The sequence below is a fragment of the Methanothermobacter sp. genome, assembly GCF_049720995.1.
GTDB lineage: Archaea > Methanobacteriota > Methanobacteria > Methanobacteriales > Methanothermobacteraceae > Methanothermobacter.
The window spans coordinates 1-20,054 of the sequence record NZ_JBNASF010000005.1; the positions used below are offsets into that span (position 1 = coordinate 1).

At 49.5% G+C, this 20,054-nt stretch carries 20 protein-coding genes; 8 read left to right on the forward strand and 12 right to left on the reverse strand.

What is annotated here, in order from left to right:
- Nucleotides 1-9: 9 nt before the first annotated feature.
- Entirely contained in the window at nt 10-162 is a 153-nt protein-coding gene (locus ACPLJI_RS02535) for an isocitrate/isopropylmalate family dehydrogenase (RefSeq protein WP_424731156.1), read from the forward strand.
- A 27-nt stretch (nt 163-189) separates the two neighbouring features.
- On the opposite strand, the gene argB is transcribed toward ACPLJI_RS02535, so the two are convergent.
- The 10 genes from argB to ACPLJI_RS02585 all read right to left on the reverse strand — a co-directional run bounded on the left by argB (nt 190) and on the right by ACPLJI_RS02585 (nt 11,814).
- Nucleotides 190-1,071: an acetylglutamate kinase gene (gene argB / locus ACPLJI_RS02540; protein ID WP_424731146.1), complete on the reverse strand. Its 882-nt coding sequence runs from the start codon at nt 1,069-1,071 to the stop codon at nt 190-192.
- An 86-nt stretch (nt 1,072-1,157) separates the two neighbouring features.
- The gene (gene argJ / locus ACPLJI_RS02545) at nt 1,158-2,357 is read right to left on the reverse strand and encodes a bifunctional ornithine acetyltransferase/N-acetylglutamate synthase (RefSeq protein ID WP_424731147.1); all 1,200 of its coding nucleotides are present in this window, start codon (nt 2,355-2,357) and stop codon (nt 1,158-1,160) included.
- A 37-nt stretch (nt 2,358-2,394) separates the two neighbouring features.
- On the reverse strand, nt 2,395-2,682 hold the full coding sequence (locus ACPLJI_RS02550) for a hypothetical protein (protein WP_424731148.1): 288 nt from the start codon (nt 2,680-2,682) through the stop codon (nt 2,395-2,397).
- Nucleotides 2,683-2,731: 49 nt separating this feature from the next.
- On the reverse strand, nt 2,732-3,937 hold the full coding sequence (locus tag ACPLJI_RS02555; RefSeq protein WP_424731149.1) for a hypothetical protein: 1,206 nt from the start codon (nt 3,935-3,937) through the stop codon (nt 2,732-2,734).
- Nucleotides 3,937-4,962: an NYN domain-containing protein gene (locus tag ACPLJI_RS02560; protein WP_424731150.1), complete on the reverse strand. Its 1,026-nt coding sequence runs from the start codon at nt 4,960-4,962 to the stop codon at nt 3,937-3,939. Before ACPLJI_RS02560 ends, ACPLJI_RS02555 begins: the two co-directional genes overlap by 1 nt.
- Before the next feature lie 18 nt (nt 4,963-4,980).
- On the reverse strand, nt 4,981-5,718 hold the full coding sequence (locus ACPLJI_RS02565) for a metallophosphoesterase family protein (RefSeq protein ID WP_424731151.1): 738 nt from the start codon (nt 5,716-5,718) through the stop codon (nt 4,981-4,983).
- Entirely contained in the window at nt 5,718-6,071 is a 354-nt protein-coding gene (locus tag ACPLJI_RS02570; RefSeq protein ID WP_424731152.1) for a nascent polypeptide-associated complex protein, read from the reverse strand. The genes ACPLJI_RS02565 and ACPLJI_RS02570 overlap by 1 nt, the downstream gene beginning before the upstream one ends.
- Complete coding sequence (gene tgtA / locus ACPLJI_RS02575; protein ID WP_424731153.1) at nt 6,072-8,009, reverse strand: tRNA guanosine(15) transglycosylase TgtA; 1,938 nt, start codon at nt 8,007-8,009, stop codon at nt 6,072-6,074.
- 209 nt (nt 8,010-8,218) lie between these two features.
- Nucleotides 8,219-9,409, reverse strand: a complete 1,191-nt coding sequence (locus ACPLJI_RS02580; RefSeq protein ID WP_424731154.1) for a tRNA (5-methylaminomethyl-2-thiouridine)(34)-methyltransferase MnmD — start codon at nt 9,407-9,409, stop codon at nt 8,219-8,221.
- Between the two features lie 41 nt (nt 9,410-9,450).
- The gene (locus ACPLJI_RS02585) at nt 9,451-11,814 is read right to left on the reverse strand and encodes a PAS domain S-box protein (protein WP_424741118.1); all 2,364 of its coding nucleotides are present in this window, start codon (nt 11,812-11,814) and stop codon (nt 9,451-9,453) included.
- Nucleotides 11,815-11,919: 105 nt separating this feature from the next.
- On the opposite strand from ACPLJI_RS02585, the gene ACPLJI_RS02590 reads away from it, so the two are divergent.
- Both ACPLJI_RS02590 and ACPLJI_RS02595 read left to right on the forward strand, forming a co-directional pair.
- A complete protein-coding gene (locus ACPLJI_RS02590; protein WP_424730374.1) occupies nt 11,920-13,059 on the forward strand; it encodes a glycosyltransferase family 4 protein in 1,140 nt (379 codons plus the stop codon).
- Nucleotides 13,038-14,033 carry a glycosyltransferase family 2 protein gene (locus ACPLJI_RS02595; RefSeq protein WP_424730375.1) on the forward strand — a complete coding sequence of 332 codons (996 nt, stop codon included), beginning with the start codon at nt 13,038-13,040 and terminating at the stop codon, nt 14,031-14,033. The genes ACPLJI_RS02590 and ACPLJI_RS02595 overlap by 22 nt, the downstream gene beginning before the upstream one ends.
- Nucleotides 14,034-14,084: 51 nt before the next feature.
- Here the strand turns inward: ACPLJI_RS02595 and ACPLJI_RS02600 are convergent, their stop codons facing one another.
- Nucleotides 14,085-14,975, reverse strand: coding sequence for a bile acid:sodium symporter family protein (locus ACPLJI_RS02600; protein ID WP_424741119.1), 891 nt, complete (start codon nt 14,973-14,975; stop codon nt 14,085-14,087).
- A gap of 5 nt (nt 14,976-14,980) precedes the next feature.
- A complete protein-coding gene (glmS, locus tag ACPLJI_RS02605) occupies nt 14,981-16,753 on the reverse strand; it encodes a glutamine--fructose-6-phosphate transaminase (isomerizing) (RefSeq protein ID WP_424731113.1) in 1,773 nt (590 codons plus the stop codon).
- 130 nt (nt 16,754-16,883) lie between these two features.
- On the opposite strand from glmS, the gene purC reads away from it, so the two are divergent.
- From purC to ACPLJI_RS02630, 5 genes are read left to right on the forward strand one after another with little or no spacing between them, the layout of a single operon-like run.
- Nucleotides 16,884-17,630 (forward strand): phosphoribosylaminoimidazolesuccinocarboxamide synthase, encoded by a 747-nt coding sequence (gene purC, locus ACPLJI_RS02610; protein WP_424731114.1) that lies wholly within the window; start codon nt 16,884-16,886, stop codon nt 17,628-17,630.
- Nucleotides 17,631-17,639: 9 nt separating this feature from the next.
- On the forward strand, nt 17,640-17,894 hold the full coding sequence (purS, locus tag ACPLJI_RS02615; RefSeq protein ID WP_191216422.1) for a phosphoribosylformylglycinamidine synthase subunit PurS: 255 nt from the start codon (nt 17,640-17,642) through the stop codon (nt 17,892-17,894).
- A 3-nt stretch (nt 17,895-17,897) separates the two neighbouring features.
- Nucleotides 17,898-18,548: a phosphoribosylformylglycinamidine synthase subunit PurQ gene (purQ, locus tag ACPLJI_RS02620; RefSeq protein ID WP_424731115.1), complete on the forward strand. Its 651-nt coding sequence runs from the start codon at nt 17,898-17,900 to the stop codon at nt 18,546-18,548.
- A 29-nt stretch (nt 18,549-18,577) separates the two neighbouring features.
- Nucleotides 18,578-19,294, forward strand: a complete 717-nt coding sequence (gene cobA, locus ACPLJI_RS02625; protein WP_424731116.1) for a uroporphyrinogen-III C-methyltransferase — start codon at nt 18,578-18,580, stop codon at nt 19,292-19,294.
- Entirely contained in the window at nt 19,260-20,054 is a 795-nt protein-coding gene (locus tag ACPLJI_RS02630) for a uroporphyrinogen-III synthase (RefSeq protein ID WP_424731117.1), read from the forward strand. The genes cobA and ACPLJI_RS02630 overlap by 35 nt, the downstream gene beginning before the upstream one ends.

Here is a 20,054-nt window from a genome sequence, read left to right on the forward strand (position 1 = left end):
ACAACACTCATGCTAAAACACCTCAACAAAAACCAGGAAGCACAAAAAATACAGAAAGCACTGGAAAAAACCCTGCTTAAGGGTATAATGACACCTGACCTTGGGGGAAGTGCCGGTACCATGGAGATGGCCCGTGCCATAAAAGAGGAATTAGTTGAATAAAACATATGGAAGGGGTTAATGAAGCAATCACTTGGTTATCATGGTTCCGATTCCCTTCTTGGTGAATATTTCAAGCAGAAGTGAGTGCTCAACCCTTCCGTCTATTATATGGGCAGATGATACACCATCATTTATGGCCTGTATGCATGTGAGTGTCTTGGGGAGCATCCCCCCCTCAACTATACCGCTCTTTACAAGGTCACTGAGTTCATCAACACTCACCTTCCTTATAAGGGTGTCAGGATCTGAGGGGTCCTCGAGTATTCCCGGCACATCTGTTAGGACTATAAGCTTCTCTGCACCTATACCTGCTGCAACCTCACCTGCAACCGTATCTGCATTGAGGTTGAGTGTGTTGGCGTTCCTGTCAACCCCTATGGGTGATATCACAGGGATGTAATTGTTATCTGTGAGCATGTTGATTATGCTGGGGTCCACTGATTCAATTTCCCCCACAAGTCCAAGGTCTATCTCCCTTCTCTCACCTGTCTCAGCATCCCTAACAACATGTGGCGCCCTCTTTTTTGCAAGTAGAAGGTTGCTGTCCTTACCCGAAAGTCCTATGGCCCTTCCACCATGGTAGCATATCTTTGAGACGATGCTAGTGTTTATCTTACCGACAAGGACCATCTTGACTATCTCCATGGTCTCCTCATCTGTAACCCTGAGACCCTCTATGAACCTTGGCTCCTTCCCCATCTTGTTCATGGCCCTTGAAATCTCAGGGCCGCCTCCATGGACAACCACTGGTTCCATGCCCACATACTTCAACAGCACAGTATCCCGTGCGGTTGAGTCCATTGCAGCCTCATCTATCATTGCATGGCCGCCGTACTTTATCATTATCTTTTTTCTGTGAAATTTCTTGATGTATGGGAGTGCCTCCACCAGAATGTTAACGGTCTTCATTCAAACACCCGATCCTAAGTTTTATGCTCTGCATTTATCCTGAAAGCCCTAAAGTCATGTGCCGGCATTTATCCTGCACCCTTATACTAAGTCGTATACTCTGCATTTATCCTTACATAGTCATAGGTGAGATCACAGCCATATGCGGTTGCCGATTCACGGCCTGCGTTGAGGTCAACCGTTATCCTTATCTCATCATCACCCATTATCCTCTCTGCAAGTTCAAGCTGGGGTGTGCCCTCAAATGCAAGGACCTCTCCCTCCTCTACTATCCCCACAGATCCGCTCTCAGATTCAAGGATCACGCTTATCCTGTCAGGGTCAAACTCTGCACCTGAATATCCTGCAGCCGCAACTATACGCCCCCAGTTTGGGTCGGCCCCAAATATTGCCGTCTTAACAAGGGATGAACCTGCAATGGCCCTGGCGGCCCTTCTTGCATCCTCCCGTGTCCTGGCATTCACCACATCAACCTGGAATGACTTGGTGGCCCCTTCACCGTCACGGGCCATCATACGGGCAAGTTCCCTGCAGACGATCCCAAGGGCCTCAGTGAAGTTTTCATCGATCCTCCCTGATCTACAGGTTGATGCTATTATAACCATGTCATTGGTGCTCTCATCACCATCCACTATGAGCATGTTGAAGCTGTCATCAACAGCCCTCCTGAGGGCCTCCCTGAGCTCCGAAGGTGATGCATCAACATCAGTTGTTATGAAGGAGAGCATTGTGGCCATGTTCGGGGCTATCATACCTGAACCCTTGGCAACAGCCCCTATACGGGCGGTCTCGCCGCATTCAAGCTGGAACTCCACCGCAACCTCCTTGGGGAATGTGTCTGTGGTCATTATTGCAGATGCAAGATTCCCTGAGGCCTCCGGGGAGTTTTCAAGTTGATCTGCAGCCATTCTTATGAGGGCTTCGATCTTCCTGAGGGGCATCCTCCTTCCTATAACGCCAGTTGATGCAACCGCAACCTCACCTGTATCCGCCTGGATGGACTCAGCTGTTTTTCTGGCCATTCTAAGTGCATCACTCATCCCCTCTCTTCCTGTGAAACAGTTGGCGTTTCCACTGTTTGCAACTATCGCTGAAATCCTGCCACCCTCAAGAACCTTCTCTGTCAGTTTAACAGGTTCTGCCCGGACCCTGTTGGATGTTAGAACACCCGCTGCAGTTGAATTTCTGCTTACAATAAGCCCAACGCCATATTTGCCCTCTCGACAACCCGCGGCAAGCACTCCATCAACAGCGCAGACGCCACCTTCAATAAACCTGATTTTCATAGTCTCCACTCCTGCAAAAAAAGTTCATTGAGGTCCCTCAGAATGTTGTATTGTTGGAGGGCCCCTGGTTGCTGTTAACAACGTTGACTTCCCCGTAACTGTTCTGGGCTTCCTCCCTGCCGCGCTCCTTTATCCCGTTGAGGGGCAGGTGGTTGGTGCTGCTGGGGGAGAGCTGGACATCACTGGATGAAGTATCGTTAATATTCATGGCAGTAATATTATCATTGGAAAGACCTATGACAATGCCCAGGCCTGACCCGCAGCCGAATGCTATGAGGGAAATCAGGAAGCTAACAATGATTTTAGCCTCGGTTTCAGGTCTCATTTCAATTCCCCTTATTATTATCTTGAAGTACCCTTAAATAACTTTCTTTTCATGCCGTGGCAGCATAGATAATGGCAAGGAGGATTGCGATAATACCAAACTCCCAGTGCCCCATATTCCAGCCAAGGAAGGTGGCTATGAACACGAAGACAAATGCCAGGAGCGCCACAGACTTTTTATGCATCAGAAAGTCAATAACAGACCTTGTGAAGGGTGAAGGGATGAAGTAACCGTATATTCCATCTGCAACATCAAATATCATGATTGATGTGGGGTTCCATAGCTTTATGCTGTCTGCAATCTGGGCCCTCTCACCGGCCTCCCGCCGGGTCTTACCGATACCCACCCTTATGTTGGCACCGTTGTCCATTGCATGCCATGCGGAATCTATCCCCGCCCTCAGGGCCATGTCCTTTGTGGGAAAGTTTGCTATGAGGTCGTCCCCACCCTCACGGTAACCCTCGATCTTTCCCCTGCAGTCATTCTCCATGTAGGTCTTTATATCGTTCATTATCTCAACAAGGCTGTCACGTCCAAACCTCTCTATGAAGCCTGTTGAGTCGATCATGTCAATGAAGAGGTAGTTGTCACGGTATGATGGGCTGCCTGAGAGTGGTTCAAATTCACTGGTGAATATTATCGCAAATTCCCCTCCGAGCTTTGTGAAACCGACACCCGGGACCTCACCGATCTCCCTGTTTAGGTTTATGGCCCTCTCAATTGCCGCGGCCCCCGTCATCCCGGCAGCGGCCCTTACATTTATCCCCCTTCTGCTCCCTGCGCCTATCAGTTTTATGGCGACCCTTATGGCGTCGTTCTTGGAGAGGAACCTTGCGAGTATCTCACTTGAACTCTTCTCGATGATCCTCCCCTTCTCCTTCTCTATTATGGACACGAATTCATCCATTATGCGTCCGCCATTGAAGACCTCAATGTATAGGTAGCGGTCGCTTCCCATTATTATGTTGCTGAGGAGCGCATACTCGTCAACCCTGTTCTCTGCAGGTTTGAGTTCGATGAACTTTCTGTTCTTGGGGATATTATCGGTACCAAGTTCCCTTGTGAGGTTATCGAAGATGTTGCTGGTGTTGATATGGGCCCTTTCAATCTCTATGAGCATCGTCTTTGTGTAGTTGAGCATGTCCACGTATTCCCTCTCTGTACTGTTGGTGGGCATGTACTTGGTCCCGATACTCAGAACCCTGTGTCCAATGAAGAAGCCTAGTATCTTCCTGAGCAGATAATCCATGACCATTAATCATTGCCTCCCTTCTCAAGAACCACGTCGAATTCCCCTGGCTTCTCAAGCAGCATGCTCGGTTTAACAGATACTATGGGGAATCTCCATGATCCTATCCTGGCTGCGATTGTACTTGCTATGTTCCTTGAGTTTTTCTTAACAAAACTGTAATCGTGATCATTTATGGTTATGTTAACGTTGTAGGGGGCCTCCTCCATGACGTCCTCAGAGTACATTATGTTCAGCTCAAATGTGCCGGGTTTCAGAAAGAGGTCGTTCCTTACAGCCACCAGGGGGGCGTGCTCCAGTTTGAGCCTGTCACCAACCGTTACAGCAATGTTACCCGCGTACTTCACCGCCTCCCTGTAGTCCCTGGGGTGCACCAGCACGAATATTATGTAGTTGCTGGTCCGCTCCACCTCCTCCACCATGCTCATGAACTTCTCAAACAGGGGGAGCTTCATGAATATGCCCTCAAGTTTGGGTTCAAGGCCCTCCTCCTGACTCCTGCTTATCCTGTCAATGGCCTCCTTGGCTATGGCTATCCCGCTGAGTTTCTTGCCCCTTTTGGCCTTATATGAGTCTATCCTCTTCTTCTCGAATTCCTTGAGGGTTTCGTTACAGATTTTCTGGAGGATGTTCTTAACCTTCTTTGGCTTTCCAGAGGTGCCAATGAGGATCCTGTCATCCCTGAATGTGTAGGGTATCCTCCTGCTGTTTATGTCCTGAAACTCGTCATTATACTCCCTGAATACATCATTTGAGAGTATCTTGGCATCCTCCTCCTCGGCCATCTTGAGTATGAAGTGATCCGCACTGGTACCTGAGGGCACCTGCTGAAATTTTCCCTCCTCAAGGAGTTTCTTGAACTTCTCCTTATCATCTATCTCATGTCGCAGGGATGCATCGGCAATTATAACAGGTTCATAGCCGAGTTTTTCAAGCTCCTCTGCGGCTGACAGTATATTCTCTATGCATGGCCTATCATCGTCGTTTTTCCTTGAATGGGCGACGTTCGATGCATCTATAATTACCCTCAAGTAACCACCTGAATGAGATTATTCCAGCAGGCTGTGGGATGCCAGTTCAATCCTTTTCCCCTGAACCTGGTTGAGAACTATTCTTATAGAATCCTCAGTAATGTAATATGTATTATATGAATTAATATCTTTACCCCTCAGTTTAAGGGATGAAACCGTCCCGGCGGTTACAAAGAACGTCTCCTCAACCCTCCAGACATGAGGGACATGCTTGTGACCTGATATCACAAGGTCAGCACCCCTCCTGATTATCGAATAGAGTATGTCCCCTGCATCTGCAAGTACGTTCCTTTCACGGCCTGTTTTCGGGACAGGTATTATGTGGTGATGGAGGGCTATAACCCTGAAATGCCCCCTCTCTGAGGCCCTCTCAAGTTCCTCCTCCATCCAGATCTGCTGGGACCTTCCTATCTTGCCGTAGTCGAGATCAGGTTCACTGCTGTCAAGTCCTATTACTGTGAGGTTATCCATAACAAAGGTCCCCTTCCTGTACCTGAAGACATCCTCAAAGGTCTCGTTTCCCACATGCCTTGCATCATGGTTACCTGGAACAAATATGTGGGGACCCCTGAGGTCACTGAGGTACTCGGCAGCCTGCAGGAACTCAAGGTAGTAGCCGTTATCTGTAAGGTCACCGGTTATAACGGTTGCGTCAGGTTTAAGTTCATTTATCTGTCTTATGGCCTCAAGGAGTATGTCCTCCTTGAAGTTGGGTGCGCCCACATGGAGATCCGAGATATGGGCTATTAAGACCATCAGCTCAACCTCATAATGGCCTCTGCCAGGTCACCCCCGGTTTCCTGAAGGGCCCTGGTGGCTTCCTCCCGGCTTGCACCGGTCTGGTTCATGACAAGTTCAATGTCATCCTCGGGTATCTTAACCTCAGCCTCCATGGACCTTTCACGGGCCTTGCCTGTCACCTGATAGGTTTTCTGACCCATGAAGTCCATGACATTCACGCGGGGATTTTTTATTATGATCTCCTTCTTCTTGAGTTTGATCACAACCTCCTCAACGCCACGGAGGTCCTTCATATCCATTCCCATCTGCTTCATGGCCCTCTGCATCTGTTTCAGCTGCTTTGGGTTCATTCCCATGCCCGGTATCATTTAAAATCCTCCTTTCCTGGTTTTCACTGCCTGGCCATGGTTGAGGTCCATCATCTCCTCGGCACAGAGAAGTGCCCTGCCTGTGGCCAGAAGTTCATCATGAGCATTAACAATTAAAACTTCATCGCCGGCCCTTATATTATTGTCGCAGTCAATTATAAACTTTGCAAATACACTCCTGCCCTCCCTTGCAAAGGGTTCAGACTCCTCATTCACAGCCACCCTGCAGCGGGGATAGTCTGTGCCCTCATGAAGCCTCCTGGCACCCTCAGCTGAGAGCACAAAAAGGCCGTCAGAGGCCCTCATGGTGCATATAAGCCTCTCCCCTGAGTAGATGTGCCTTATCTTCCCTGTGTTACGGCTCCTCTCAATCCTCACATCATCAGAAAAAAGCGCATCACCCGCCCCCTCACCGAACTGGTACTCTGCAATCATCCTTATGCGGTCAATGTCATCAACACATGTCTCCACCTCCCCGGAATAGTGGTGTGGAAGCTGAAGTCCAAGTTCACTGCAGAGTTCCTCACTGATGATCACATCCTCCTCAAGGCCCAGGATCAGTTCCCTCAGGAAGTGCCTGGCCTCCAGGTCCATGATACCCGGCGCATCACTCTGGGCAAGAGGATAGACCTGGTCAAGCTCAAGGGGTATGAGGCCAAAGGGTACATCTGCAACCACCACCCTCCATTCCCCATCCGGCTGGGGCTTCTTGGAGCGGAAACCGCTGATTCTGGAGGGTAAACTGGATGAGTAGGGTTTCCTTGATGGGCCGATGATGGCCATCCTTCCCTTCACGTTTTTCTTCACCCACTGAAGATACCTGTGAACCTCAACACGCCCCAGTGACTCCGGACCTGTGTAGAAAAATGCTGAGCGTTTGGACCTTGGCTCGAATCTCTCAGAGAGTTCAACGTAAGCCGACATCCTCCTGTACCCCTCAAGAAGTCTGGGATGTGCCCTGCATCTCTCCTCAACAAGCTCCATGAGGCTCCCCTCATAAATTGCCTGGCGTACCTTCCTTATCTCTGCAAAGCTCACATGGAGGTTGTGTTCAGCTATCAGGTTCCTTCTCTCCTCAGCCTCCATCCTCCGGAGCTCCGATGGGGTGTGATCCGTGCATACCCTGCATGAGCACGGCATTTCCTGAAGGTTCTCAAGTTTATATGTCCCCTCTGTGCTCAGAAGACGACCATCCTCTGCATAGAGTATGTAGGCGGCTGAATCAAAGAGGTCACACCCCATGGAAGCGGCGAGGGCGAATATCATCGGATGACCCGCCCCCATGAGGTGCCTTGGCCTTGAGGGGGGAAGTTCTGAAACAGAGGATAGTACAGCGTCAACCAGCTCCCTGTACCTGTAGGACTCCATGAGAGGTACAACGGCACCTATTGGGTGGAGTTCCACCGGGAGCTCTGCAAGCTGTGAGGCGCAGTACCTCCTGAGCTCAGGGTGGGTTGATCCCTGGACAACGGCATTGAGCATCATCCTCTCCCTGTAATCAAGGGACTCCCTCGCCCTTTGAAGTGTAATTTCAACCTCCTCAAGGGCCCTCCTGTGGCTCACACCAGGCGGCGTTGGTATATCCAGGGACGTCCCTATGTCTGTGCCTATCTCATCCTGAAAGCGGATTATTTCATGGTTTTCAACCTCAACGTCACCGTACTCTGAGAGCTGGAATGAACCTGAATCCGTCATTACAGGACCATCGAAGTTTATGAGTCCATGCACCCCCTTTCTCAGTGCCTCATCCCTGAGTTCAGGGTTCCTGTAGATTATGTATGCATTGGTTATCACAATTTCAGCGCCGAACCTCTTAACGTCAATTGTCTGCTTACCCGGATGTATAACCGGCATCAGTGCAGGTGTCTTAACCTCTCCATGTTCCGTCCTGAGGACACCCGTTCTTCCCAGGTTGTCCTTTGATCTTATCTCAAACATGAAATCCTCCCGATTATATTAAACTAAACTTATTGAATCCGCTGTGAATAAAATATGAAACCATTAACCCAACCCACATTAACCCATTGAATCCCCTAACAAATATGAAACCATTAACCCAACCCACATTAACCCATTGAATCCCCTAACAAATATAATTACAGTAAATCTGAATAGCAACACCAACTCTGAAACTAGCGGATTGAATTCTACTCTATGATCCCTCTTAAACTGGCCACTTCCAGCAGTCTCCTCCTCATTGAGAGCACCCTCTCCCTGGAGGTTACCACCCTTTCCTCGCCACAGCCACATACACATTCATCCATCTGGGGACATATTATGTAGAGTGCTTCCTGTCCCGTCGGGTCAGATATGCCCATCATCTCAAGGTTCCGCCGGACTCTGCGCCCGATCCTATCCTCCTCAGCGGGGGCACCAAGGTAGATCGGGGTCTTAACAGCGGATGAAATTCTTGTAACGCCACGAACGATCCTGCGCTCAACTCTACGCCTCTCACTTATGGTTTTACCATCTGACGAAAGTGTGGGATCCCTGTAGGGCACCCCTGCATCACTGAGGGCCACCATCCTCTCATCCCTCCATTCCAGTGGCTCTCTAACCTTTGAGGGATCCCCCGAGGCAAGTGTGCCTGCCGACCTTCTTCCAAACACCGGACCTGCACCAACATGGAATCCCACCTCTATAAGGGCGGATCTCACGGGAGCCGCTGATGTGTAGGTTGCAAGAACTCCATCTGGCTTTATAACCCTGGCTACTTGTGAGAGAAACTCCACAGTGTAGAGTTCAGGTGAAACCCCGGGACTGAATGCATCGAGGAAAATGGCATCATAGTATTCAGCCTCAAGTTTCCGGAGCGTCTCCCTTGCATCGTCACAGTGAACCCGAATGGTGACCTCCGGGGGTGGTAGGGGAGATGCCCCTATGCTGACGACTCCCATATCCATCAGGCGTTCCTCATAGGCGGCCTTAACAAGTTCATGGGATTTTACAGGTGATGGAACAATGAGGGCCGCCGCCAGTGTCTCTGGGGAGACCTCCACCATGTCCACTGTAATCTCACTTGCAGATGTGAATTCAAGGAGAGCTGCTGTGTTATACCCAAGGCCGGAACAGAGGTCAAGAACCCGGATTTCCTCTGCATCAGGTGATATTGAGGGCCCTACAAATTTTTCAAAGGACTCTGTTATGGCGCCGCTCCTGGTGTGCATGGCCTCCTCGCCGGAATCTGATTCCAGGGTGTATGAGCCATCAGCTGTCCTTATGAAACTCTCTGAAAGTGAACGCCATGCTTCGGTGCGCCTGTTTCTCCCATCCCGGCGTTCACCTTCGAAGTAGTTTCTAACAGCCCTCAGAACATCATTCCTCGGTGTGAGTACCATGTTAAATGATCCAGTGGATTTTAACTTAAACTTTGCCATTACTAAATTCTGGGTCTGTAGGGTACAACAGAGAATCTGATCCTGAATTCAGTTCCATCCTCCATATCCACTTCAAGATCCCCGTCCAGCTGACCCACAAGGCCATTTACAAGTTTAAGGCCCAGAGAATCAGATTCCTCAAGTATAAAATCCGGTGAAAGGCCCACACCATTATCTGAGATGGTGAGTGTGAAATCATCACCCTCTGATTCCAGTTTCACTCTGATCTCTCCCCCCTCACTGAATGCATGTTTCACTGAATTTGTGATGAGCTCATTTATTATGAGCCCCAGGGGCACGGCTGTCTCGATTGGGAGGGTCACGTCCTTCACAGAAACCCTGAGTTCTATTCCCGCTGCATGGTAGCTGTCCAGGATGGATGATGTGAGCCTCTCAATGTAGCGCCTCATGTCGATGCTGGTTATATCCTCCGATTCATAGAGGAGCTCATGTACGAGTGCCAGGGATTTAACCCTGCTCTCAAGGTCCAGGAGGGGTGCCTGATCCTTGATTTCATTTAACTGGAGGTTTATGAGGCTGGATATTATCTGGAAGTTGTTCTTGACCCTGTGGTGCACCTCCCTCAGCAGCGCCTCCTTCTCCCTCAGGGAGGATCTCAGCCGGTCCTCATATTCCTTTCTGAGGGTTATATCCCCGCATATTATGACAACCTCACCTGTTGATAGCCTGTATATGTACACCTCAAGCCATTTCTCACCATGTTTAACCTCAGGGAGGTGCAGTGGTTCATCCCCCCCGGTCACCTTCTCAAGGGCCCCTCTGATGCTGGATTCTGCGATTCCTGGAAGTGCCCTCTCAAGTTCCATTCCCTTCACGTCCCCGCAGACTACACCTTCCATCTCCTCGGCAGCGGGATTCATGGATAAAACTCTGAATCCTCCTTTAGCAGGACTTAAGACGATTACCCCAGCATTCATGTTCCTGAAAAGCTCCCTGAAATTCTCCCGGCTCACCCTGAGGGCCTCCTCTGAGAGTTTATGTTCATGTATATCCCTCAGGCCAAATACGTAGCCCAGGACACCACCATCCCTGTAGATGGGTCTGTCAACATACTCCACCCATCGATAACTTCCATCTGGCCTCTTTATCCGGAATGTTGCCCTGTGCATTTCATCATCACACATGATGAGTTTTCTGACATTTTCACGGTCATCTGGGTGCAGGTAATCCAGAAAATCGGTGACGGACCTGTTTATGAGGTGTTCATGACTGTACCCTGTTATATTCTTCACTGATGGGCTGAGGTATCTGAATTTGAAGTCCCTATCAAATTCCCCGAGGCCATCGGCCATGTGCTCTGTGAGCAGCACAAGGCGTTCCTCCCTCCTTTGAAGTTTTTTCTCCATATCCCTTATCGGACTTATATCTGAGCCCGTGAAGAGGAGGCCGACGTGCTCCCCTCCACTTCCATGGATATGGCCAGCGGATACAACAACAGGTACCAGTCCATCCCTCGATTTCAGGGCTGACTCCACCATGGATCCCATCATTTCAGATAGTTTACCCTCAAATTCCATTGCCTCATCTATCCTCCTCCCCAGAAGTTCCGCTGCACTGAAACCCGTTAACCTCTCGGCTGCAGGGTTAACATAGGATATTCTGAATTCAAGATCTGTTATGATGAGGAAACTGTTCATGTTCCTCACTATGTCCATTGCTGCGTTCATTGGACTGAGTACCGGTATGTGAAATCTGAGCACACCGTAGGCTATTATTGATACCCCTGCTGCAGCCGCAGGGTTTGTGAGTGATGGGACCTCAAGGCCCATTAATGGCAGCACCAGGTCAGTCAGGAACCCAGTTATAATGGGAAGTATGAGGCCCGTGAAAAGGTAGATTCCCTCAGCCCTTCCCTCACTGGAGGAGGACCTGAGGTGAATCACAACAAGTGCAAGTGCAATTAACCCCACTGCAAATCCCCATATGGTTGAAAGATCATATGCTGCTGATCTGGATGCGGCGAAGGTCCATCCCCATGGTGTAAGCAGCGGGCCTGCAGTTATGAGGCTTGTTGTAAGCTCAAGGACTGAGAATATAAAGGCGGGTACGTAGATTGCTGCAAGAGTGTACCATCTTCTAATTCTCCCTGTGAATATCATCACCATGTGAAGGATCACCGGAACCACGAATGGCCAGAGGAACCCCATCCTGACCCAAAGGGCTGCCATCCCATAGGACTCTGAGATGTAAAGGCCGAAATCTGCGAGTGAAAGGTATGCGACGAGCACCGAAAAAGCAAGGAGTGCTCTGTTGAAACGGCTCTTTGGGTTCTTCACAAAGATGTATATTCCAGAGATTATGGCAGACACAAAAGCAGCGATTGAAATAAGGGCCAGTGTATTCATGTGACCACCCGGGTATTATTGTTACTATTTATCCATCATAGATATATAGTTAAGGAATAGCTGCAGCTAATAGAATTAATCTAGAGGAAGTGAGACGTGGGTTTTATGAGGGTTCTAATAGTGTCAGATTTCTTTGTACCCCATTACAATGGAGGAGGAGAAAGGAGATACTTTGAAATTGCAAGGAGACTCGTAAGCAGGGGACATGAGGTTGACGTGCTTTCCATGAAGATTCAAGGTGTCCCCCATCATGAGGAGATTGAGGGTATTCATGTGTATCATGTGGGTCCTGAAATAAGGAGCCCTCCAGTCAGGACCCCTCTTGACTTTATGAGGTTCATGATGGCTGTATTCCTATGGATATGCAGGAATGATTACGATATAATAGACGCCCAGACATATTCACCGCTTATACCATCCCTGCTTGCGGCAAGACTTCGTGGAATCCCCATGGTTGCAACCATCCATGATGTGAGCTCCTCCCATGGAGACCAGTGGTTACAGTCATCAGGGCTGGCATCGGTCCTCGAGAGGGTTCTCATGAGGCTGCCATATGATGGTGTTGTCACGGTGAGCAGGAGCACTGCATCTGCACTGATCGAAGTGTATGGCAGGTCCCCTGAGGGCATACATATCATTCCCAATGGGGTGGACCTTGAACTGATAGACTCCACGCTCCCAGCCACCGGAGACTACATAATATTTGTGGGTAGACTCGCCCCACACAAACATGTCGATCACCTTATTGAAGTCTTCAGATCCCTTAGCAGTGATTTTCCAGGTCTGAAACTTGAAATAATTGGAGATGGAGTCGAGAGAACCCGGCTGAAAGGGATGGTTGATGAATATGGAATAGGCGCAAGGGTGTCATTTCATCACAGCCTGAGCTACAGGGAGGTCATATCCCTTATTAAAGGGGCGAAGGTGCTTGTCCTTCCCTCAACAAGGGAGGGCTTCGGGATGGTCCTTGCAGAGGCAAACGCCTGTTCTGTGCCGGTTGTGGCATACAGGTCAGGGGGCGTTGTTGAGGTTATAAATGATGGTGAAAATGGATTTCTTGTGGAACCCTGTGATAGAGATTCGCTCAAGGAAAAAATAAATCTAATCCTCTCAAACAGCAAATTAAGATATAATATGGGATATAAAGGGCGGAAAATTGTCGAAGAGAAGTTTGTGTGGGATAAAATTGTCAATACACTTAAAAACACATACAGAGTGATTCTATGCCAGAAACGTACATCATAACACCCAACCTCAATGGGCTCAGATTTCTTGACGCATATTTCAGATCGATCATTGAACAGACATACACTGACTTCAGAATAGTCTTCATTGACAATGGATCATCCGATGGGTCCGTTGATTTTATAAAAAAGAATTTTGGAGATCTAATCAATCTGAAGATCCTCTTGATTGAAAACGATGAAAACCTTGGCTTTGCAGCCTCAAACAATCAGGGGATAAGGACTGCGATGGCTGACCCTGAGTGCAGATATATAATCTGCCTCAACAATGACACTGTTGTTCTACCGGATTTCATAGAAAATCTCATCAAAGAAGCCGAAAAAAATAAAAATACAGGTAGCGTCCAGGCAAAGATGATATGGGGTCAGAAGAATGATCTGATGGATTCAGCAGGCCTTGAATACTCAAAGAACGGTCTCGGGTTCAACAGGGGCGCCTATGAACCCGTGGAAAATTTTGATGAACGTGCCAGAATCCTCGGATGCTGTGCCGGTGCCTGTTTATACCGGAGCGAGGCCCTTCAGGACATCGAAACGGATGGCGAGTATTTTGATGAGGACTTCTTTGCCTATTATGAGGACATTGACCTTGCACTCAGACTCAGGAATGCCGGGTGGGAGTCCTGGTACACACCAGATGCCATAGTGTACCACCACAAGGGGGGTACCAGCCCCTTTATAAGTGATTTCACAGTTTATCACAGCTGGAGAAATTACACATGGACCTTCATCAAAAATATGCCCACAAAACTTCTACTGAAGTATTTTCCCCTTTTCCTTTTCACAGAGATACTGCAGGTTTTACTGAATCTGAAGAGAAGAAAGTTCATCATCATCCGGGCAAAGTATGATGCATACAGAAACCTCGGTCAGATAATACGTAAAAGAAAAAAGGTGAAAATGGTTCCCGAGAGTGATCTTGAAGAGTATCTTACAATGAAGTGGAATGTCAAGGTCCCCAAAATTGACGGATAAACTGTTAACCCAAGCAGTTGCAGATTCCTCTGCTTTCAATTCATCCCCTTTTTATTCTCCACCTCTAAGGAGGTAGTAAACAATTCCCGTGAATACTGGCATCACCACAAGTAAAATCGTGGCAGGAAGCGCAGCTGCAGGTGAAAAGTAGGTGAGGGCCACGCCAACAGGGATCACACCATCACGCATACCCGCCGTGTAAACATATGCTGCCCCATCATGTCCCATTAGCCTTCCAAGAATAAAGCCATAGGTGAAACCTGCAAGTAGCATCACAGATACCATAAGGACAATCTCCATTACACCCCCACTTCTCACCGAACCTGACATGTGGGCAACCGCGACAACTATTATCACAAGTCCAAGTATCGCCGACAGGAAGTTAAGGGTCTTCCTTGCAGGTATAAACCTCTCCTCCTCAAGCCTCAGGATGAGTGCAGCGACTGCAGGCATGAATACTGTGAATACAAGCAGTTCAAATACCCTGAAAGCCACTGAAAGTGAGGCCACACCCATGAGGTAGAGGACAGCAGGGTAAACTGCAACAGATAGCAGCATCGATGTAAGGGCAGCTGAAAGGGCGGGGGTGCCGTCACCACCGGATAGCTCCGTCCAGAGGGCCGCAACAACAGGTGATGGAGCAAATGAGAGTAGTATGATCCCCGAGACAATATCACCGCTGAAATTGAATGTTTTAATAAAAATGAACCCCAGAACTGGATATAGCAGAAAATTGGACACAGAGACCAGACCAAGAAACTGGGGGTGGTGGATGATCCTCCCAAAGTCCTCGAGACTGTGTTCAATGACAAGGGAGAACACCAAAAATGCGAGAAGCAGAGGCGTGTAGCCTGATAAAACTGAAAACTGGGGGAATAATAAACCTGTAAGGACGCATAAAAGCGTCAGGGCCCCATAGTACTTCTTTATTCTTTCTGTCATCTCCATCATTCAACGGTTACACACTTTGCAAGGTTCTTTGGCTTATCAGGGTCAAGTCCCCGCTCAACACTCACATAGTATGAGAGGAGCTGCAGGGGAACGATGTACACGAGGGGTGAGAGTACCTCGTCCACCTCTGGGCTTAGACCTATGAAGTCATCGGCCTCCTTCATGAGGGCCTCATCAAGGGTGCTCCCGACACCTATAACCCTGGCACCCCTCGCCCTGACCTCCTCAACGTTGCTCAGGGTCTTGTCATGGCATGGCCCGGGGGGTGAGATGGCAACAACAGGCACCCCATTATCTATGAGTGCCAGGGGCCCGTGTTTGAGTTCCCCTGCAGCATAACCTTCCCCATGTATGTATGTTATCTCCTTGAGTTTAAGGGCTCCCTCAAGGGCCGTTGGATAGGAGAATCCGCGCCCTATGAAGAAGAAGTCGCTCACGTTGCTGTAGCGGGATGCCAGTGCCCTTATCTTATCCTCATCCCCAATGGCATCCTCCATTATAGCTGGGACCCTCTCAAGTTTTTCAATTAGCTCAGGGGCGCCCATGGCAGCCACCAGCATGTATATGATGGTAAGCTGACTCACATACGTCTTTGTGGCTGCAACACCTATCTCAGGACCTGCCCTCGTGTAGAGGACATGCTGTGCCTCCCTTGTTGCTGAACTTCCAAGGACATTGACTATCGCCAGGGTCTTGGCCCTTGAATTTGCAGATCTCAGTGCGTTCAGGGTGTCGGCTGTTTCACCGGACTGGCTTATGAATACTGCAAGGGTCCTGTCTGTGAGGGCACGTGCAGAGTACCTGAACTCACTTGCAAGGATGACATCGGTGGGTATTCCCAGGATGCTTTCAAACAGGTACTTGCCGACCAGTGATGCATGGTAGGAGGTCCCGCAGGCAACAAAGCATACCCTTTCAACCTCACCTATCTCCTTCACCACCCGCATAACCTCATCCATCTCTGTGAGGGTATCCCTGACGGCCCCTGGCTCCTCATGTATCTCCTTGATCATGAAGTGATCGTATCCTGCCTTTTCGGCCATGTCCGCTGTCCAGTCAATTACATGGACTTCCTTCTCCACCGTGTTACCCTCAAGGTCCCTTATCCTCACATCACCGTCAATTATGACCATCTCACCGTCATCCAGGTATATGATGTTCTTTGTGTGGTTCAGGATGGCCGGGACATCAGATGCCAGGAAGAACTCGCCATCACCAGCACCCACTATGAGGGGGCTCTCCCTCCTTGCACCAACCACCCTGCCGGGTTCCCTTGAGGATATGGCTGCAATGGCATATGCTCCCTTAAGTTTACTGAGTGCTGTGGCTGTTGCGGCTTCAAGGTCCATCCCCTCATCCATGTACTTCTCTATGAGGTGGGGTATCACCTCTGTATCTGTCTCTGACCTGAAGATATGGCCCTCTGATTCAAGTTCCTCCCTGACCTCCAGGTAGTTCTCTATTATCCCATTGTGAACAACGGCTATCTCCCCGGTGCAGTCTGTGTGTGGGTGGGCGTTCTCAGCGGTTGGAAGACCATGTGTGGCCCACCTGACATGGGCTATGCCCATGCTACCTGGTAGATCAGCAAGATCCAGCTCTGAGTCCACCTCGTCGATTTTACCCCTGTCCTTCTTGATATTTATCATAGGATCTGCCGTTGCAATACCTACAGAGTCATAGCCCCTGTACTCAAGTCTCCTGACGCATTCAAGGAGTACCGGCGCCGCCCTGTTATCTTTGAGTATACAAGCCACAATGCCACACATTTAATCACCCTTAGAAGCATGATAAGGTTCACAAGATTATATAACTGAATCGTAATATAACTCTAATAAGATTTACACATATATAAGTCTTAGAGGAGAGATTTAATCTCAAGGCTTTAAAAGTGATAGCATGAACGTGAAAATAAACGGCCCACTCTACAGTGGTAAGGCGAAGGATGTTCTCATGACAGATGACCCTGAAATCGTTGCCGTGAGGTTCAGGGACGATATAACCGCAGGTGACGGTGAAAAGAAGGACACCCTTGAAATGAAGGGCTACTATAACTCTGTTATTTCAGCCAAAATATTTGAGGTTCTTGAGGGGGCCGGTGTGCCAACCCAGTACCTGGAACTCCCAGAACCCGGCTGCATGCTTGCAAGGAAACTTGACATGATACCCATAGAGGTTATACTGAGGAACATTGCAGCGGGAAGTATTGTTAGAAGGTTCCCCTTCACTGAGGGACAGGAATTCAGGCCCCCAATCATACAGATGGACTACAAGAGCGATGAACACGGCGACCCCATGCTCAATGAGGACATAATCCTGGCCCTCGGGATAGCAACCAGGGACGAGATCTCAGAGATAAGGAGGATGACACTGAAGATAAACGATGTCCTTGTGGAGTTTTTCAGAGAAAAGGGCATAATTCTACCTGACTTCAAACTGGAATTTGGAAGAGATTCCTCTGGAAGGATACGCCTGGGGGATGAGGTGAGCCCTGACACCTGCCGTCTCTGGGACATGGAGACCGGGAAACCCCTGGACAAGGACATATTCCGCCGGGGAGAGGAGGGGGTTGTGAGCGCCTACAGAAGGGTTGCTGAAATGATACTTGAGATGGAAGACATTGAAAGATGGAACGTTAAAATCTGAGGTGATGAGATGAAATTTATGGTTGAGGTCAGAATAAGGCTCAAGAAGGGTATGCTCAACCCGGAGGCGTCCACGATTGAGAGGGCCCTTGCACTCCTGGGGTATGAGGTTGAAAATACCGATACAAGTGACATCATAACATTCACCATGGATGAGGAGAGTTCTGAGGATGTCAGGCGGGAGGTGGAGGATATGTGTCAGCGCCTCCTATGCAACCCGGTTATCCACGACTACGAGTTCAGTATAAAGGAAATGGAAGGCTGAAACATGAGGGTGGGAGTTATAAGGTTTCCTGGATCCAACTGTGACCGTGACGTTTACCATGTCCTGGAACTTGCCGGGGCAGAACCCGAGTATGTATGGTGGAATCAGCGGGACCTGGGACACCTGGACGCGGTTATAATTCCTGGAGGCTTCTCCTACGGGGATTACCTGCGTGCCGGTGCAATCGCAGCCATAACCCCCGTTATGGATGCTGTTAAGGAGCTGGTTAAGGAGGAAAAACCTGTTCTCGGAATATGTAACGGTGCACAGATCCTGGCAGAGGTCGGCCTCGTTCCAGGGGTCTTCACCGTGAATGAGCACCCGAAATTCAACTGTCAGTGGACCAGCCTGCAGGTTAAGACCACGAGAACCCCCTTCACAGGGCTCTTCAGAAGGGATGAGGTTATAAGGATGCCTGTTGCACATGCAGAGGGGAGATACTACCACGAAAACGTCAGCGAGGTCTGGGATAACGACCAGGTCGTGCTGCAGTTCCACGGTGAAGACCCCAACGGCTCCCTTGATGGAATAACAGGGGTCTGCGATGAATCAGGACTGGTATGTGCTGTGATGCCCCACCCGGAAAGGGCCTCAGAGATGATACTCGGATCAGATGACGGTTTCAAATTTTTCAGTGGCATAATGAAGATCTGATTCCCGCCAGTGAAAAAGAGGTGATGCTCATGGTGGTTTATCTTGTTGGGGCGGGTCCAGGGGACCCTGAACTCATAACACTTAAGGCCATAGGGGTTCTCGAGAGGGCTGATGTCGTTGTGTATGACAGACTGGCAGGTGAGGAGATACTTGGATACGCCCCTGAAGACGCAAAACTGATATACGTCGGTAAGAAGGCCGGTGAACACCACAAAACACAGGATGAGATAAACAGGATCCTGGTTGAGGAAGGAAAGAAGCATGAAACAGTGGTCAGGCTCAAGGGCGGTGACCCATTCGTTTTCGGAAGGGGAGGCGAGGAACTCCTTGCGCTCAGGGAGGCCGGAGTTGAGGCCAGGGTCATTCCCGGTGTGACCTCCGCTGTGGGCGTTCCCACATCTGCAGGGCTTCCTGTAACCCACAGGGGCGTTGCAACATCTTTCACTGTTGTCACAGGACACGAGGACCCCACAAAACCTGAAAAACAGGTGCACTGGGATTACAGGGCAGATACCCTCATAATACTTATGGGTGTCGGTAACGTGGAGGAGAACATGCGGGAGATAATGAAGCACCGGCCCCCTGAAACCCCTGTATGTGTGATTGAAAAGGGGACAACTGAGAATGAGAGGGTCATCCTGGGCACACTTGAGGATATAGCAGAAAGGGATCTGAGGCCGCCTGGAATCATAGTGGTTGGTGAGGTTGTTAATGTCTACCGGGAAATTAGAGGGTCTCAGGGGTAAGACCATCGCCCTCACAAGACCCGCTGAGAGGGTATCTGCCGCTGTTAAAATGATAGAGGGTGCCGGTGGAAAAGCCCTTGTCGCCCCAACCCTCGAGCTGAAGATCCTGAAAACAGATTCCCTCAGGGAGGTGTGCAGGAGGGCCCCTGAATGGGACCTGGTTATATTCACCTCCCCATCGGCTGTTGAATCCCTGTTCAGCACCTGCAGGGACTTCCATGAGAAACTCAGGGATGACTGTATTGTTGCGGTTATAGGGCCCAAGACTGCCCGTGCAGCGTCTGAGATGGGTCTCAGGGTGGATCTTGTGCCGGAAGATTACACCGCGGAGGGTCTCCTGGAGGTCCTCAGGGAATACAACCTTGAGGGGATGAGGGTGGCCCTTCCAAGGACGCTCTCTGCAAGGAGGGTCCTCCCCAGGGGGCTCGAGGAGATGGGCGCAGAGGTCCTTGTTGCAGAGGCCTACCAATCCGGGATACCAGAAGATACAGCACCAGCAGAGGAAATGATAGAGGGCATAATCAAAGGGGAGGTGGATGCGGTTACATTCACAAGTCCCCTTACAGTGGAAAACCTCTTTAAAATTGCAGGTGACAGAGAGAGTGATCTTATCGATGCCCTCAGGGGGATACATGTGGCTGCAATAGGCCCCATAACCCTCAGGAAACTTGAGGAGTATGGTCTTGGTGCAGTCATCCCGCAGAGGTACACGGTCAGGGACATGCTAGCCGAACTTTCAGAAAGGATGATGGAGGAGTAA